The sequence below is a fragment of the Acidocella sp. C78 genome (assembly GCF_907164655.1).
Genome location: NZ_CAJQZK010000079.1, coordinates 1 through 15,000, shown reverse-complemented (window position 1 = coordinate 15,000; position 15,000 = coordinate 1). Strand labels below are relative to the sequence as shown.

General features: G+C 68.3%; 17 protein-coding genes and 1 pseudogene (1 of these 18 only partly in view). 5 read left to right on the top strand and 13 right to left on the bottom strand.

Features of this window, described 5'->3' with window-relative positions; genetic code table 11:
* The 6 genes from ACIDOCELLA78_RS91095 to ACIDOCELLA78_RS91070 form a co-directional block, all read right to left on the bottom strand.
* On the bottom strand, positions 1 to 892 hold the 5' portion of the coding sequence (locus tag ACIDOCELLA78_RS91095) for an NAD-dependent epimerase/dehydratase family protein (protein ID WP_201729039.1). The gene continues 77 nt to the left of window position 1, outside the view; the window shows 892 of its 969 coding nt (coding positions 1-892); the start codon lies at positions 890 to 892; the stop codon falls past the left edge of the window.
* On the bottom strand, positions 889 to 1,488 hold the full coding sequence (locus tag ACIDOCELLA78_RS91090; RefSeq protein ID WP_201729038.1) for an SIS domain-containing protein: 600 nt from the start codon (positions 1,486 to 1,488) through the stop codon (positions 889 to 891). The genes ACIDOCELLA78_RS91095 and ACIDOCELLA78_RS91090 overlap by 4 nt, the downstream gene beginning before the upstream one ends.
* Complete coding sequence (locus ACIDOCELLA78_RS91085) at positions 1,478 to 2,263, bottom strand: 3-hydroxybutyrate dehydrogenase (protein ID WP_201729081.1); 786 nt, start codon at positions 2,261 to 2,263, stop codon at positions 1,478 to 1,480. The genes ACIDOCELLA78_RS91090 and ACIDOCELLA78_RS91085 overlap by 11 nt, the downstream gene beginning before the upstream one ends.
* Positions 2,264 to 2,518: 255 nt before the next feature.
* Positions 2,519 to 3,082, bottom strand: coding sequence for a fasciclin domain-containing protein (locus tag ACIDOCELLA78_RS91080; protein WP_201729037.1), 564 nt, complete (start codon positions 3,080 to 3,082; stop codon positions 2,519 to 2,521).
* Positions 3,083 to 3,240: 158 nt separating this feature from the next.
* Entirely contained in the window at positions 3,241 to 4,470 is a 1,230-nt protein-coding gene (gene argJ / locus ACIDOCELLA78_RS91075; protein WP_201729036.1) for a bifunctional glutamate N-acetyltransferase/amino-acid acetyltransferase ArgJ, read from the bottom strand.
* Positions 4,471 to 4,480: 10 nt separating this feature from the next.
* Positions 4,481 to 5,398, bottom strand: coding sequence for a peptidylprolyl isomerase (locus ACIDOCELLA78_RS91070; RefSeq protein ID WP_201729035.1), 918 nt, complete (start codon positions 5,396 to 5,398; stop codon positions 4,481 to 4,483).
* Positions 5,399 to 5,686: 288 nt separating this feature from the next.
* On the opposite strand from ACIDOCELLA78_RS91070, the gene secA reads away from it, so the two are divergent.
* Positions 5,687 to 8,419, top strand: coding sequence for a preprotein translocase subunit SecA (gene secA, locus ACIDOCELLA78_RS91065; protein WP_201729034.1), 2,733 nt, complete (start codon positions 5,687 to 5,689; stop codon positions 8,417 to 8,419).
* Positions 8,420 to 8,423: 4 nt separating this feature from the next.
* Positions 8,424 to 8,951 (top strand): DUF2380 domain-containing protein, encoded by a 528-nt coding sequence (locus tag ACIDOCELLA78_RS91060; protein WP_201729033.1) that lies wholly within the window; start codon positions 8,424 to 8,426, stop codon positions 8,949 to 8,951.
* 37 nt (positions 8,952 to 8,988) lie between these two features.
* On the opposite strand, the gene ACIDOCELLA78_RS91055 is transcribed toward ACIDOCELLA78_RS91060, so the two are convergent.
* The 7 genes from ACIDOCELLA78_RS91055 to ACIDOCELLA78_RS91025 all read right to left on the bottom strand — a co-directional run bounded on the left by ACIDOCELLA78_RS91055 (position 8,989) and on the right by ACIDOCELLA78_RS91025 (position 13,099).
* The gene (locus ACIDOCELLA78_RS91055; protein WP_201729032.1) at positions 8,989 to 9,453 is read right to left on the bottom strand and encodes a MarR family winged helix-turn-helix transcriptional regulator; all 465 of its coding nucleotides are present in this window, start codon (positions 9,451 to 9,453) and stop codon (positions 8,989 to 8,991) included.
* Between the two features lie 154 nt (positions 9,454 to 9,607).
* On the bottom strand, positions 9,608 to 10,099 hold the full coding sequence (gene rpsI, locus ACIDOCELLA78_RS91050) for a 30S ribosomal protein S9 (protein ID WP_201729031.1): 492 nt from the start codon (positions 10,097 to 10,099) through the stop codon (positions 9,608 to 9,610).
* Between the two features lie 2 nt (positions 10,100 to 10,101).
* A complete protein-coding gene (gene rplM, locus ACIDOCELLA78_RS91045) occupies positions 10,102 to 10,578 on the bottom strand; it encodes a 50S ribosomal protein L13 (protein ID WP_201729030.1) in 477 nt (158 codons plus the stop codon).
* 90 nt (positions 10,579 to 10,668) lie between these two features.
* Positions 10,669 to 11,601, bottom strand: a complete 933-nt coding sequence (locus ACIDOCELLA78_RS91040; protein ID WP_201729029.1) for an NAD-dependent epimerase/dehydratase family protein — start codon at positions 11,599 to 11,601, stop codon at positions 10,669 to 10,671.
* 25 nt (positions 11,602 to 11,626) lie between these two features.
* Positions 11,627 to 12,220 (bottom strand): polyhydroxyalkanoate synthesis repressor PhaR, encoded by a 594-nt coding sequence (gene phaR, locus ACIDOCELLA78_RS91035; RefSeq protein ID WP_201729028.1) that lies wholly within the window; start codon positions 12,218 to 12,220, stop codon positions 11,627 to 11,629.
* 109 nt (positions 12,221 to 12,329) lie between these two features.
* A complete protein-coding gene (locus ACIDOCELLA78_RS91030; RefSeq protein WP_283770844.1) occupies positions 12,330 to 12,680 on the bottom strand; it encodes a sulfite exporter TauE/SafE family protein in 351 nt (116 codons plus the stop codon).
* Positions 12,677 to 13,099, bottom strand: a complete 423-nt coding sequence (locus ACIDOCELLA78_RS91025) for a sulfite exporter TauE/SafE family protein (protein WP_283770843.1) — start codon at positions 13,097 to 13,099, stop codon at positions 12,677 to 12,679. The genes ACIDOCELLA78_RS91030 and ACIDOCELLA78_RS91025 overlap by 4 nt, the downstream gene beginning before the upstream one ends.
* Before the next feature lie 87 nt (positions 13,100 to 13,186).
* Between ACIDOCELLA78_RS91025 and ACIDOCELLA78_RS91020 the strand changes: the two genes are divergently transcribed.
* From ACIDOCELLA78_RS91020 to ACIDOCELLA78_RS91010, 3 genes and pseudogenes are all read left to right on the top strand, one after another.
* Positions 13,187 to 13,570: a hypothetical protein gene (locus ACIDOCELLA78_RS91020; RefSeq protein ID WP_249676081.1), complete on the top strand. Its 384-nt coding sequence runs from the start codon at positions 13,187 to 13,189 to the stop codon at positions 13,568 to 13,570.
* A complete protein-coding gene (locus ACIDOCELLA78_RS91015) occupies positions 13,470 to 14,579 on the top strand; it encodes an alpha/beta fold hydrolase (RefSeq protein WP_374223259.1) in 1,110 nt (369 codons plus the stop codon). Before ACIDOCELLA78_RS91020 ends, ACIDOCELLA78_RS91015 begins: the two co-directional genes overlap by 101 nt.
* 58 nt (positions 14,580 to 14,637) lie before the next feature.
* A pseudogene (locus ACIDOCELLA78_RS91010) lies at positions 14,638 to 15,000 on the top strand (beta-ketoacyl synthase N-terminal-like domain-containing protein); the annotation flags it as partial.

Below are 15,000 nucleotides of genomic sequence, written 5' to 3'. Positions count from 1 at the left end.
GATAACCGGTCAATGCGTTGAGCGCCGAAAGGTCTGCGCAGGTCTCCACAGGGTCGGCAGCAGGGCGCGGCGCGTCCACGATCATCGCCTTGCGCCCCAGTTCCGCCTCGAGGAGGTGCACGAGATCGCGCACGAACTCCGCCCGGTGATTGCCGATGTTGAAAACCCGGTGTTCGCCGGCGTTCGAGGGGGCATGGTCGATCACCCCCATCACCCCGGCGACGATGTCGTCGATATAGGTGAAGTCGCGTTTCAGCGTGCCGCCGTCGTAAAGGGTGATCGGCCGGCCCGCCATGATCGCCTCGGCGAACCCGAAATACGCCATATCCGGCCGGCCCCACGGTCCGTACACCGTGAAAAACCGCAAGCCGGTCTGACGCAGGCCATAAAGATGGGCGTAGGCCGCGCTCATCATTTCGTCGGCCCGCTTGGTCGCAGCGTAAAGCGATTGCGGCCGGTCCGCCCGCGCCGTCTCGGCGTAAGGCAGCGGCGTTCCGGCGCCATAGACCGATGACGAACTTGCATAGACGAGATGCCGCAGGCCGGGCGAGTGCCGCGCCAGTTCAAGCACTGACAGATGGCCCGTCATGTTCGCCGCGGCATAGGCGAACGGATTATCGATCGAGTAACGCACCCCCGCCTGGGCCGCGAGATGGACGATCAGATCCCAGCCATCCCCCGCCGCCCGCAGCGCAGCATGATCGGCGATATCCGCCCGGTAAAAGCGGAACCCCTCATGCGCAGCGAGCCGCTCCAGCCGGGCCTGCTTCAGCCTGACGTCGTAATACGGATTGAGATCATCCACCCCGACCACCCGCGCGCCGCGCCCGAGCAGGGCTTCGGCGACGTGATAGCCGATGAACCCGGCCGCGCCGGTGAGCAGGACCTTCACCCGCGGCGCTCCGTCAGCCGGTCTTCCAGAAGTTCGAGGATGATGTGACCCAGGGTGATGTGGCATTCCTGGATCCGCGCCGTGGTGCTGTCCGGCACCACGAGCGCGTGGTCGCACAGCGCAAGCGCCGGCCCCCCGTCGCCGCCGAGCAGCCCGATGGTGACGACCCCCATCCCGCGCGCCACTTTCAGCGCCCGCAGCACCGAGGGCGAGCGCCCGGATGTCGTGATCCCGAACAGCACGTCGCCGGCGCGGCCGAGGCCGGACAGTGGCCGCGCGAACACCTCGTCGAACCCGAAATCGTTCCCCGCGGCAGTCAACGCCGCGGGGTCAAGCGTCAGCGCCAGCGCCGGCCAGGAGTCGCGGGCAACGCTGCCGCGCAGACGGATCAGCAGTTCCGTCGCCAGGTGCTGCGAATCCGCCGCCGACCCGCCATTGCCGCAGAACATCAGCTTGTTCCCGGCGCGGATGGCCGCTTCGCACACGCCGACCACATCCAGAACCGGCTGCGGTGATGCGGCCAGAGCAAGTTTCAGCTCCGCCCCGCGCCGCAGCAATGCGGCGACATGCGCCGCCTCGTCGTGCTCACTGGGCAACCCAGCCTCCATCGATCGACAGCGCCGCGCCGGTGATCGTCGAGGCACCATCCGAGCAGAGGAACACGACGAACGCGCCGATCTTCGCCGGGGTGGTGAATTCGAGCATCGGCTGCTTCTCGGCGAGCAGAGCCCTGGACTCATCCTGCACGGTTGTGCGGTTCGAGGCGGCGCGCGCCTCGATCTGCGCTTCGACCAGCGGCGTCAGCACCCAGCCCGGACAGACCGCATTCACCGTGATCCCGTCATTCGCGCACTCGATGGCGACCGTCTTGGTGGCCCCGACCACACCGTGCTTCGCGGCGACATAGGCGATCTTCTGCCCGCTCGCCACCAGCCCGTGGGCGGAGGCGATGTTCACGATCCGCCCCCATCCCCGCCGGCGCATCAGCGGCACGGCGGCCTTCATCCCATGGAATACGGCGGTGAGATTGAGCGCGATCACCGCGTCCCATTTCTCGTCGGGGAAATCCTCCACCGGCGCGACATGCTGGATGCCGGCATTGTTCACCAGAATGTCAACCGTGCCGAGTTCCGCCTCCGTCCGTTCGACCAGTCGCCGGATTTCCGCCGCCTTCGTCAGGTCGGCGCCGTCGAACGCCACCCGCACGCCGAACTCGTCGGCGAGGGCTGCCCGCAGCGCCTCGATCTTCGCCGTATCGCCAAATCCGTTGAGCATGATATCGGCACCCTGCGCCGCCAGCGCGCGGGCAATCCCGAGACCGATGCCGCTGGTCGAACCTGTCACCAGCGCAACCTTGCCCCTGAGACTCACGGTCACCCCCTATTTTCAGTGCCATAACGTTCTGCGCCAAGGCAGACGTGGCATCAAGAGGATGCCGAAGCGCCGCGTCCAATCACGGCAAAGCCAGCGACACAGGCCGCTGGCTCCCCGCATCGCCCGCGTTGTCGCGGCGCTTCTGCTTCAGCGCTTTCCGATCCGTCCGGATCGGATGGAGTGCTCTTTCATGTCGATGATGACAGCATCCTTACCCGATAAGATGGTTCCATCCGATCGGATGAGGCTCCATCAGGGCATCAGTACCCGGTCGATCACCTGGATGACGCCGTTCGACTGGTTCACGTCATAGGTCTCGATCTGGGCGACGTTGCCCTTCTCGTCCACGACCTCGATATTGTGCGGGCCGTTCATCCGCAGCGTCAGGTCCTGCCCCTTGTCGAGAGTCGGCAGCTTGACCATCCCGCCATGCCCCTCGATGTCGGCGCGCAGCGTCGCGAAGGTGAAATCGCCGGGAACGACGTGATACAGCAGGATCGAGGTGAGCATCGCCTTGTTCTTCGGCTCGAGAAGCGTCGGCACCGTCCCCTTGGGCAACATGTCGAACGCCTCGTTGGTCGGCGCGAACACGGTGAACGGCCCCTTGCCCTCCAGCGCCTTGACGAGGCCGGCAGCCTTCACCGCGGCGACCAGCGTGGTGTTGTCCTTCGAATTCACCGCGTTCTGCACGATATTCCGGCTCGGATACATCGGCGCGCCTCCGACCATGACGGAATGGTCCATCATGGCGGCAAAAGCGGTGCCGCAGGCGGCGACGGCAAGGGCGGCACCGAGGGCGATATGGCTGAGCTTCATGGTCTGTGGTCTCCTCTGCTCGGTCGCCGGCGGCGACCTCATGCAGCAATTACGCGGCAGAGAGGAAAACAGATGACGCTGCGGACCAGTCTCACGATCACGAAATCGTGAATTTACCGGAGACGGCAAATGGCCCGCACCGCGCGCGGGCCTTCGCTTCAGCTGCGATAGCTGCCGTTGATGTCGATATAGCCGTGCGTCAGGTCGCAGGTCCAAACCCTGGCACGGCCCCGGCCCATGCCGAGATCGACATCGATACGGATTTCCGCCCCGCGCATATGCGCCACCACCGGGGCCTCGTCATACCCTTCCACCACCCGGCCCGCGCGCGCCATCCACACGCCGCCGACCGCCACCGCCAGCCGGTCCCGCTCGGCCGGCTCGCCGGCCTTGCCCACCGCCATGACGATCCGCCCCCAATTCGCGTCCTCGCCGGCGATCGCGGTCTTGACCAGCGGCGAATTGGCAATGGCGAGCCCGACCCGCCGCGCCGACCGCGCCGAGACCGCGCCGGCGACGTTGACCTCGATCAGCTTGCGCGCCCCCTCGCCATCCCGCACCACCATCAGGGCAAGATCGTGCAGCACCTCCTCCAGCGCCCGGCGGAAGGCGGCGAGCCCCCGCGCCTCGGTCACCGGCGGGTTGCCCGCGGCCCCGGTGGCGAACAGCAGCACCGTGTCGGACGTCGAGGTGTCGGAATCAACCGTGATCGAGTTGAAACTCGGCCCGACGCCGCGGCCGAGCAGCGCTTGCAGTGTCGCCGCCGGCAGGGCGGCGTCGGTGACGATGAAGGCCAGCATCGTCGCCATGTCGGGCGCGATCATGCCGCTACCCTTGGCGATGCCGGAAATCCGCACCTCGACACCGCCGAGACGCGCCGTCCGGGTCGCTGCCTTCGGAAACGTGTCGGTGGTCATGATCGCACGCGCCGACTCCGCCCAACGATCCGGCGTCAGGCCGGCCGCGAGCGCATCCATGACCGCGACGATCCGCTCGGCCGGCATTGGCTCGCCGATCACCCCGGTCGAGGCCAGAAACACCTCCTCGGCCGGGCAGCCGAGCACGCGCGCCGCGGACTCGGCGCTCAGCCGGGCCGCCGCAGCCCCGGCGGCGCCGTTGAACACGTTGGCATTGCCGGCATTGACCACCAGGCCGCGCGCCACCCCGCCGGGCAGGATCTCGCGGCACCAGCTCACCGGCGCGCCAGGGCATTTGTTACGGGTAAAGACACCCGCGACGGTCGTGCCCGGATCGAAGGCCGCGAGCAGGACATCGTCCCGCCCGCGATAGCGGATGCCGGCGGCGGCGGTGGCAAACCGCACGCCGCCCACCGCCGGAAGGTCCGGCATGCTCACCGCCAGCGGCGATACCGGCAGATCCTTCGCCACGGGCCCGCGCTCAGTTCTTCGCGGGCACTGCGCCGCCGTCCTGCGCCGGCGTGCCATCCGGATTGAACAATTTGATGTTCAGCCCCTTGCGCGCGTCCTGCAACACCTTGGTCACCGCCGCGTTGGTGATCCGCTGCCGGATCTGGTCCTTCACATCGTCCAGCGCAGGCACAGGCTTCTCGCGCTTCCCTTCGCTCTCGATCACGTGCCAGCCGAACTGCGATTGCACCGGCGTCTTCGTATAAGTGCCGGGCTTGAGCGCGAAGGCGGCATCGGCGAAGGGCTTGACCATCTCCTGCTTGGTGAACCAGCCGAGTTCGCCGCCGTTCTTGGCGCCGGGGTCGATGCTGTATTTCTTGGCGAGATCGGCGAACTTCGCCCCCTTGCCGAGTTCGGCGATCACCTTTTCCGCCTCCGCCTTGGTCTTGACCAGGATCTGCCTGGCCTTGACCTCCTCCGGCTGCTTCGCCTTGACGTAGTGCGCCTCGTAATAGGCCTTCACCGCGGCGTCGGTCAGTTTCGGCTCGACCAGCGCCCGCAGATAGCCGCGCTCCAGCGCCTGGTCCGCCGCCGCCTTCATCTCCGCCGCCACTTTCGGGTCCTTCGCCGTGCCGGCCTTGCGGGCCCGGATCAGCAGGGCGCGCTCATCGACCAGCCGGTTGAGCAGGACCGGGAAGAGTTCCTGCGGCGGCGCGTTCTGCAGCTGCGGCGGCAGGCTCTGCGCCGCCTTGGCGACATCGGAGAGATGGATGTCGTGGCCATTGACGATCGCGACGACCGTATCCTTCTGCGTCTTAGCCGCGGGCTTGGCCGCCGCAGGTGCCGCCGCGTCGCTGCCCGTGGCGGCGAAGGCCGGGCCGCAAAGGCCGAGCGCCATCACCGCCGAGAGAGCGAAGCCGGCCGAAAACCCTGAAAGAGAACGCTTCATGCTGCTGGTCCCTGATTCAAAACGGCCGCACCATGGCTGAAGCGTTCGACGCCTGCAAGCGGGCCCGGCCGGGCAGCACGCAGAATTCCCGATACTGCAACGGGCCTGCCGCACGCTGCGCGCGCTCCTGCCGCGCGCGATTTGACCAGACCGGCGCGCACTCCTATGTCAATGATCCGATTGCAGTCGGCTGCCCGCACGGATGCGCGCGGCCAGGCTGCCGCGCAACCCAGACCAGTCGGGACGGACAGGTTCAGACCAGCGGATAGACCGGAAGCTCGCGTCATCATGTTCTCAAGCATCGCCCGCGCCATCATCGGCACCAGCAACGACCGTGCGCTGAAAGCCTATCGCCGTCGCGTCGCCGAAATCAACGCCCACGAATCCGCCCTCGAAGCTCTCGACGACGCGGCGCTCCAGGCAAAGACGGCGGAATTCCGCGGCCGGCTGGCCGGCGGCGAACCGCTCGACCGCCTGCTCCCCGAGGCCTTCGCGGTCTGCCGCGAGGCATCGAAACGGGTGCTCGGGATGCGTCATTTCGATGTCCAGATGATCGGCGGCATGGTGCTGCACGACGGCAAGATCGCCGAGATGAAGACCGGCGAGGGCAAGACCCTGGTCGGCACCCTGCCGGTCTATCTCAACGCCCTCACCGGCAAGGGCGTGCATGTCGTCACCGTCAATGACTATCTCGCCCGGCGCGACGCCGGCTGGATGGGCCGGCTCTACAATTTCCTCGGCCTGTCGGTCGGCGTGATCGTGCCCGGGCTTGAGGACGATGCACGGCGCGAGGCCTATGCGGCCGACATCACCTACGGTACCAACAACGAATTCGGCTTCGACTATCTGCGCGACAACATGAAATACGCGCTCGCCGACATGGTCCAGCGCGATTTCAACTACGCGATCGTCGACGAAGTCGACTCGATCCTGATCGACGAGGCCCGCACCCCGCTGATCATCTCCGGCCCTTCCGACGAACCGACCGAGCTGTACAACGAGGTCGACGGCATCGTGAAACGCCTGGTGGAAGACCCGGCGACCTACGACAAGGACGAGAAGTTCAAGACGGTGAACCTCACCGAGCTTGGTTCCGAACGGGTCGAGCAGATGCTCGCCGAGGCCGGGCTGCTCACCGAGGGCAATCTCTACGACGTGTTCAACATCTCGCTGGTGCATCACACGAACCAGTCGCTGCGCGCCCATACGCTGTTCACTCGTGACGTCGACTATATCGTCAAGGACGGCCAGGTCATCATCATTGACGAGTTCACCGGCCGCATGATGGAGGGAAGGCGCTATTCCGACGGGCTGCACCAGGCTCTGGAAGCCAAGGAGCACGTCACCGTCGAGCGCGAGAACCAGACCCTCGCCTCGATCACATTCCAGAACTATTTCCGCCTCTACCCCAAGCTGTCCGGCATGACCGGCACCGCCATGACCGAAGCCGACGAGTTCGACGAGATCTACAAGCTCGCGGTCGTCGAGATCCCCACCAATGTGCCCGTCGCCCGCAAGGACAGCGACGACGAGGTCTATCGCTCGGCCGATGAGAAATACGAGGCTGTCGCAGCGCTGATCGAGGAATGCCGCGCCCGCCAGCAGCCGGTTCTGGTCGGCACCACCTCGATCGAGAAATCCGAGATCATCTCCGGCCTGCTCAACAGCCGGAAAATTCCCCATGCCGTGCTCAATGCCCGGTTCCACGAGCAGGAAGCGGCGATCGTCGCCGAGGCCGGCGCGCCGGGAGCGGTCACCATCGCGACCAACATGGCCGGCCGCGGCACCGACATCAAGCTCGGCGGCAATCTCGAAATGCGCCTGAAGACCGAGCTGGAGAAGCTGCCCGAAGCCGACCGCCCCGCGCGCGAAGCCGCGATCCGCGCCGAAATCGAGGCCGCGCACGACATTGTCCATTCGGCCGGGGGCCTGTTCGTCATCGGCACCGAGCGGCACGAAAGCCGGCGGGTCGACAACCAGCTGCGTGGCCGCTCCGGCCGCCAGGGCGACCCCGGCGCCTCGCGCTTCTTCCTCTCGCTCGAAGACGACCTGATGCGGATCTTCGGCTCCGACCGGATGGGCCCGATGCTGGAGAAGCTCGGCCTCAAGGACGGCGAGGCAATCATCCATCCCTGGATCAACAAGGCGCTGGAAAAGGCGCAGAAAAAGGTCGAGGCGCGGAATTTCGACACCCGCAAGAACCTCCTGAAATACGACGACGTGATGAACAACCAGCGCAAGGAGGTCTATGCCCAGCGCCGCGAGTTCATGCGCGCCGAAAGCGTCGCCGACGTGATCGGCGAGATGCGCGCCGACACGATCGCCCAGATGGTCGACCGCCGCATACCCGAAAAAGCCTATGCCGAGCAGTGGGAGAGCGTGGAACTCGCCGAGGACGTGAAGCGGGTGTTCGGGCTCGACCTGCCGGTTGCCGACTGGGCGGCCGAGGAAGGCATCGACGAGAACCACCTGCGCGAGCGCATCAGCGAGGCGGTCGAGGCCCAAATGGCCGCCAAGGCCGCCAATTTCGGCCCCGACTTCATGCGCTTCCTGGAAAAATCGATCCTGCTGCAAACGCTCGATCATCTCTGGAAGGAGCATCTCCTCGCCCTCGACCATCTGCGCCAGGGCATTGGCCTGCGCGCCTATGGCCAGCGCGATCCGCTCAACGAATACAAGGCCGAGGCCTTCGCCCTGTTCACCGCGATGCTCGAAGACCTCAAGGAACAGGTCTCCTCCGTGCTCGCCCATGTCGAACTCGGGACCGACCCGGCAACCGCGCCGGCACCGGCCTTCGACCCGGCCTCCATGCTCACCAGCCACCCGGCCAGCCAGGCCTATGACGGCGTCGCCCTCGCCGAGCCGCAGCCTGCTCTGGCGCCGGAAATGGCGGTCAGCACCTACCGCGCCGAATCGGTCGATCCCGACCGGCCGGAAACCTGGGCCGCAACGCCGCGCAACGCGGCCTGCCCCTGCGGTTCGGGCAAGAAATACAAATACTGCCACGGCAAGGTGAGCTGACGACATGCGCGGCGGGTTCGTCCTCGCCGCGTGCGCCCTCGCGCTGATCGGCCCCGGCGCCGGCGGCGCCCGCGCCGCGATGCAGCGCCCCACCGTGTTCGTCGCCCCGTTCGACCTGTTCGACACCGCCGCCGATCAGCGCCCCGCCATCGTCGCCGACCAGCATCTCTGGCTCCGCGATGCTGCGGCGCGCATACGGGCGGATCTCGATCGCGCGGGCCCGGCCAGGGCCATCGGCACCGGCGAGACCCTCGCCCGCATGAAGCGGATCGACGCCGACTACGACCACCCCTCGACCTGCGCCTCCTGCCTCGTGGCCGCCGCCAGGCAGGCCGGGGCAGGTTTCCTGTTCGTCGGCACGCTGCACCGGGTCAGCGATCTGATCGTCTACATGAAGGCCTATCTGCTGGATGTGCGGTCAGGCCAGGAACTGATGGCCAGAACCTTCGAGGTCAAGTCGGACGACCAGCTCATGCTCGACCGCGCCGCGGATCGCATGGCCGCGGCCGTCGAAACCCATCTCAAACGCTGATCGCCGCGCCGGCGCGGCAATCCCGACGGTCAGCGCGTCAGGACAACGCCTCGTCGTCGCGGCACAACCGATCAGTCAGCGCGACAAGCTCTGCGCGCAGGGTCTCGAATTGCCCGGCGTCGAGACCGGCGCGGCAGCGCACGCTGTTCTGGATCGCCGCAAGCCGGGGCGCGGCGGCCTCGGCCTTCGCGGTCAGCCGCACGATGACCACGCGCTCATCGTCCTGGCTACGCTCCCGCGAGACGAACCCGGCCTCGGCCAGGCGCTTGAGCAGGGGGGTCACGGTCGCCGCATCGAGCTTCAGCGCCTCGGCAATGCCGTTCACCGTCGATTCCCGGCGCTCGAACAGCACCAGCAGCACGATATATTGCGGATAGGTCAGGCCCAGCTCGGCCAGCAGCGGCCGATACACCCGGGTGATCGCGTGCGTAGCGGCATAGAGCGCGAAGCAGAGCTGCTCATCGAGGCGCAAATTGCCAAACTCGTCCCGCGCTGCGGTCATCGACCCCTATTCCGATATATCTCTCGATCCCGGACCACCATCCGCCCCAGGGGCCGGAGGCGGCCATGCGGGAAAGTGACAAAAAAAGCCAGCCGGCACAAATGCCAACCACCCCGGACGGAACCGGGGCGGCGCACGATGTGAAAAGATCCGCTCAGCGCTTCGAGAACTGGAAGCTCCGGCGGGCCTTCGCCTTGCCGTATTTCTTGCGCTCGACCGTGCGCGGGTCGCGGGTCAGGAAGCCCGCGGCCTTCAGAATGCCGCGCAGCTCGGGCTCGTAATAGGTGAGCGCGCGGGAGATGCCGTGCCGCACCGCGCCGGCCTGGCCCGAAAGCCCACCGCCGGTGACGGTCGCCATCACGTCGAACTGGTTGTAACGGTCAGCGACGAGGAAGGGCTGGGTGATCAGCATCCGCAGCACGGGGCGGGCGAAATACTGCGCCGCCTTGCGGCCATTGATCACGATCTCGCCCTTGCCCGGCTTGATCCACACGCGGGCGACCGCATCCTTGCGGCGGCCGGTGGCGTAGGAGCGGCCGAGCGCATCGCGCTTGGGTTCGCGCTTCGGCGCATCGGCCTCGGCGGCAACCCCGGCGGTCGGGGTGATGATGGTCTTCAGATCGGCGAGCGTACCGGTTCCGGACATGTTCACGCCCTCGCGTTACGGTTGATGTTCTTGCGGTTCAGCGCCCCGACGTCGAGCGTCTTCGGCTGCTGGCCGTGATGCGGGTGCGACGGGCCGACATAGACATGCAGGTTCTTCATCTGCTGGCGCTGCAGCGGGCCGCGGGTGATCATCCGCTCCACCGCCTTCTCGATGACGCTTTCCGGGTTCTTCCCGTCCAGGCGCTGGCGGATCGTCCGCCCCTTGATCCCGCCGGGATAACCGGTGTGATAATAGAAGGTGGAATCGTCCATCTTCTTGCCCGTCACCGTCACCTTGTCGGCGTTGACGACGATGATGTGGTCGCCGCAATCGACATGCGGGGTGAATTGCGGCTTGTGCTTGCCGCGCAGGCGGTTGGCGATCAGGGCGGCGAGCCGGCCGAGCACCAGCCCGTCGGCATCGATCAGCACCCAGTCCTTCTGCACGTCCGCCGGTTTCAGCGAAACGGTGGTCTTCATGACGGGAGTCCTCGTGACATCATCCTTGCGATGGGCGGCCTATGCGCGAATTCCGCCGCTCCGTCAAGCGGATCGGCGAGCGGTAACCGATTACCGCAAGGCCGACGCGGTCGCCTCCAGCGCCGCGCGCACCGGCGTCGGCGCCGAAAACCCGAGGGAGTGCCGGGCCAGCGAAACATCGGCGCGGAACGATCCGGCGAAGCTGCGCCACAATTCCCCCTGCCCGGCCATGCGCGCCGCCGCCCCCAGCCATGAGGCCGGCACCGGCAGCAGCACGACCTTCCGGCCCAGCCCGCCGGCCAGCGCGCGGATCAGCTCCGGCGTCGACACCGGCTCGGGATGCGCGCCGATCACGCAATCCGGCACGTCCCCGGCCACCGCCGCCCGCTCGATCAGCGCCGCCAGATCATCCACCGCGATGAAGCTGCGGGCATTGCCGATGGCGCCGAAGGGCAGCGGCAACCCGCGGCGAATCAGCCTCACCAGCCGCGGAATATTGCCCGCGCAGCCCGGCCCGACCACCGCGCAGGGCCTGACGATCACCAGCCGCGTGGCGCTGCCGGCCACCGCCGCGCGCACCGCCGCCTCGCCGTCGAGCTTGCTCGCCGCATAGGCATCATCGGGCCGGGGCGGGCTCGCTTCGCTGAAACTCCCGTCATGCTGCTTGCCGAACACCGCCGCCGAGGAGACGAGAACCAGCCGGCGCACCCCGCGCGCCACCGCCTCCTCCGCCACCCGCCGCGCCGCCGTCACGTTCGCCGCCGCCAGCGCCGCCGGATCGACGCCGGTGCGATGGGCGAGCCCGGCGGCATGCACCACCGCATCCACCCCGCGCATCGCCGCCGCGAGGGCGGGCGCCGGCGCGGCCAGATCGCCCGCATCCACCGCCCGCGCGGCGCCCGGAACCGCGCGGGCCCGCCGCAACGCGACCACAACCTCCGCACCCGAAGCCGCCAGTCGCGCGGTCACCGCCCGGCCGACAAACCCCGCGGCGCCGCTGACCAGAACCGTCCGCCCGCTCACCCGCGCCCCGCCGGCAAGGCCATTGTCAGCCGCGCTTCGGCGCCTTGGCCCGAAGTGCCGCGACCTCGCCCTGCAACCGCTCGACCTCGGCGCGCAACGCGTCGATCTCCTCGGCGCTCGTCTGCTCGTCGGCGGCGGGCGCGGCCGCCTCGCCCTGCAGCGCGAAGGGCGAGAACAGGCTCATCGCCCGCTCCATCATCGCCATGTTCTGCCGGCCGATCTCTTCCATCCCCGGCGGCATGAAATTGCCCATGGTCTGCTGCATCGCCGCGCGCATCTGCGATTGCTGGCGGCTGAACTGGCTCATCGCCTGTTCGAGAAAGCGCGGCACCACGCCCTGCATGTTGTTGCCGTAAAGCCCGATGAGCTGGCGGAGGAAATTGGTCGGCAGCATCGCCTGCCCGACCTTGCTCTCCTCCTCGACGATGATCTGCGTCAGCACCGCGCGGGTGATATCCTCGCCGGATTTCGCGTCGAACACCTCGAAGTCGCGGCCCTCGCGGACCATCTCCGACAGGGTCTCGAGCGTGATGTAGGTCGAGCTTTCCGTGTTGTACAAGCGCCGGTTGGCGTATTTCTTGATGACGATCGGCTTGGTGCCGTCCGGCGTCTGAGCCATTATCTTCGCCCTTTCCCCTCGTCGCAAGGCGTGGAACGCGGTCGCCGTTGGTTCGGCTGTTTGCAATGCACCACCATGACAGAGACGCACCGCGAACGCCAGCGCCGCCTCAGGCGAGATCCAGCAGCATCCGGGCGCCGACCAGGCCGAGCATCCCGGCAAGGGCGTAGCGCAGCACCCGCTCCGGCGCGCGCTTGACCAGCAGGCTGCCGATGGCAACACCGGGCAGCGAACCGGCGAGCAGCGCACCGAGCATCGGCGCGTCGATCCCGTGCAGCCAGAGTCGCCCGAACCCGGCCACGAGCGTGAGCAGCACCGCATGGGCGATATCCGAGCCGACCACCTCGGCCAGCGACAGTTCCGGATACAGATACATCAGCGCCACCGTCCCCAGCGCGCCCGCCCCCACCGACGAGAGCGTGACCGTGACACCAAGCCCGAAGCCAAGCACGATCGTCATCCAGGCGGGCGGCACCCGCGCCCCCCCCCGCCGCCGCGCCGCGCGATCCACGGTTTCGCCGCGAGCGAGGCGGCCGCGAGCAGCAACATCGCGCCAAGGAGCCCGAGGCTCAGCCGGTTCGCCACCGCCCCGTGAACGCCGAGTCGCCCGAGCAGCGCGATCGCCGCAACCGCCCCGGGCAGGCTGCCGGCGCCAAGCCGCCAGACCACCCGCCACGCCACCGTCCGGTTCGCGCCATGCACCGCCGTGCCGAACGCCTTGGTGCTGGCGGCAAACAGCAGATCGGTGCCGATCGCGGTGGTGGCGCGGATACCGAACACAAGCACCAGGATCGGCGTCATCACCGAGCCGCCGCCCACCCCGGTGAGCCCGATCAGCAGGCCGACACAAAACCCGGTCGCGACGAAAGCCGGCGGCATGATCATCTCCCGTCCGGCGGCCACTGGCGGAAAGCCCGCCTTTCGCGCTAGGACAGCGCTAACGCAGCGTGGTTGCCAGGATGCCTCATGACAGACGCCGGACCGGGCGACAAGCACAAAGCCGAACCGCCGGACGCGGAGACGCGCCTCGCCGATCTCGCGCGCGACTGGATCACGCTCTGGCAGAGCGAGCTCGCCGCCATGGCGCAGGACCGCGAGTGGCGCGAAGCCTGGACCGGGCTGATGACCCTCTGGGCCGGTGCCGCGACCGCGGCGATCGGCGCCGCCGAGGCGATGTCCCGTCATGAGCCGCACCGACGCCCCCGGGCCGATGGAACGCCGCGGCCCCCGCCCGCTGCTGCTGCACCTGATGCTGGCGGCGATGCGGTCGAACGCCTCCATCGCCGCATTGCCGAACTTGAGGCACGTCTGGCCGCACTGGAACGCGACGGAGGGCCTGGCGGCCCCTGACTTCGCCGCCGCGGTGGTGCGCGAGGCGCTCGCGCAGGACGCCGCCCTGCTCGCCGGCATCGCCGCCTATCGCCGCCATCCCTGGCGCCGCGCCCTGGCCGACAAGCCGGTTCTCTGGAGCGAAGGCGAAACCCGCCTGCTCGATTACGGCGGCACCGGACCCACGCTGTTCTTCGTCCCCAGCCTGGTCAACCGCGCGCACATTCTCGACCTCGCGGAAGACGCCTCGTTCCTCCGCTTCCTCGCCGCCCGCGGCACCCATCCGCTGCTGCTCGACTGGGGCTGGCCCGGCGCCGCCGAGCGGCGATTCACCCTCACCGACTACATCGCCGGCCGGCTCGACCGCGCTCTCGCGGCACTCGATCGCCCGGTCATCCTGGTCGGCTACTGCATGGGCGGGTTGCTCGCCCTCGCCGCGGCGCTGCGCGCGCCCGCCCGCCTCCGCGGCCTCGCCCTGCTGGCGACCCCGTGGGACTTCCACGCCGAGGACCCGGCGGCGGCGCGCAGCCTCGCCACCAGCCTGCCGATCCTCGAACCGCTGATGGCCGCCACCGGCACGCTGCCGATCGACGCGCTGCAAACCCTGTTCGCAACCCTCGACCCGTTCGGCGTCACCGCCAAATACCGCGCCTTCGCCGCGCTCGATCCCGAAAGCCCGCGCGCCATCCGCTTCGTCGCGCTGGAAGACTGGCTGAACGATGGCGTGCCGCTCGCCGCCCCGGTCGCCCGCGAAACCCTCGGCGGCTGGTATGGCGAAAACACCCCTGCGCGCGGCGCCTGGCGCGTCGCCGGCCTGCCGGTGAACCCGGCCGCCCTCGCCTGCCCCACCCTGGTCGCGACCCCGGCGCGGGACCGGCTGGTTCCCCCGGCATCCGCCGCCGCCCTCGCCGCATCCATCCCCGGCGCCGCGGTCATCGCGCCGGATGCCGGGCATATCGGCATGATCGCCGGCATGAGTGCGCCGAAAGCCCTATGGCAACCATTCGGCGAATGGGTGGCCGGGCTGTAGCCCTTGCCGCCGCAAGGGTCTATGCTGCGTCGCACGAACAAGACGGAGGAGCAGCTCAATGGACGACATCGTCATCGCCGCCGCGGCGCGCACGCCGGTCGGCAGCTTCAACGGCGCCTTTGCCGCCACCCCGGCGCATGTGCTGGCGAGGTCGCGCTACGGGCCGCGATGGAGCGCGCCGGTCTTTCCCCCGAGGACGTCGACGAGGTGATCCTCGGCCAGGTGCTCGCCGCCGGCGCCGGCCAGAATCCCGCCCGCCAGGCCGCGCGCAACGCCGGCATCCCCGATGCCAAGACCGCCTTCGGCATCAACCAGGTCTGCGGCTCCGGCCTGCGTGCCGTGGCACTCGCCGCCCAGCAGGTAATGTCCGGCCAATCCGACATCGTCATCGCCGGCGGCCAGGAAAGCATGTCGCTCAGCA

Bases quoted from the DNA above. Each gene is read 5' to 3' on its own strand.
- ACIDOCELLA78_RS91015 (WP_374223259.1), top strand. From the start codon at position 13,470: ATGCTGGCGGCGATGCGGTCGAACGCCTCCATCGCCGCATTGCCGAAC.
- rpsI (WP_201729031.1), bottom strand. From the start codon at position 10,099: ATGTCCGGAACCGGTACGCTCGCCGATCTGAAGACCATCATCACCCCG.
- ACIDOCELLA78_RS91025 (WP_283770843.1), bottom strand. From the start codon at position 13,099: ATGCCGCCGGCTTTCGTCGCGACCGGGTTTTGTGTCGGCCTGCTGATC.
- secA (WP_201729034.1), top strand. From the start codon at position 5,687: ATGTTCTCAAGCATCGCCCGCGCCATCATCGGCACCAGCAACGACCGT.
- ACIDOCELLA78_RS91080 (WP_201729037.1), bottom strand. From the start codon at position 3,082: ATGAAGCTCAGCCATATCGCCCTCGGTGCCGCCCTTGCCGTCGCCGCC.
- phaR (WP_201729028.1), bottom strand. From the start codon at position 12,220: ATGGCTCAGACGCCGGACGGCACCAAGCCGATCGTCATCAAGAAATAC.
- ACIDOCELLA78_RS91020 (WP_249676081.1), top strand. From the start codon at position 13,187: ATGACAGACGCCGGACCGGGCGACAAGCACAAAGCCGAACCGCCGGAC.
- ACIDOCELLA78_RS91055 (WP_201729032.1), bottom strand. From the start codon at position 9,453: ATGACCGCAGCGCGGGACGAGTTTGGCAATTTGCGCCTCGATGAGCAG.
- ACIDOCELLA78_RS91030 (WP_283770844.1), bottom strand. From the start codon at position 12,680: ATGACGATCGTGCTTGGCTTCGGGCTTGGTGTCACGGTCACGCTCTCG.
- ACIDOCELLA78_RS91060 (WP_201729033.1), top strand. From the start codon at position 8,424: ATGCGCGGCGGGTTCGTCCTCGCCGCGTGCGCCCTCGCGCTGATCGGC.
- rplM (WP_201729030.1), bottom strand. From the start codon at position 10,578: ATGAAGACCACCGTTTCGCTGAAACCGGCGGACGTGCAGAAGGACTGG.
- ACIDOCELLA78_RS91070 (WP_201729035.1), bottom strand. From the start codon at position 5,398: ATGAAGCGTTCTCTTTCAGGGTTTTCGGCCGGCTTCGCTCTCTCGGCG.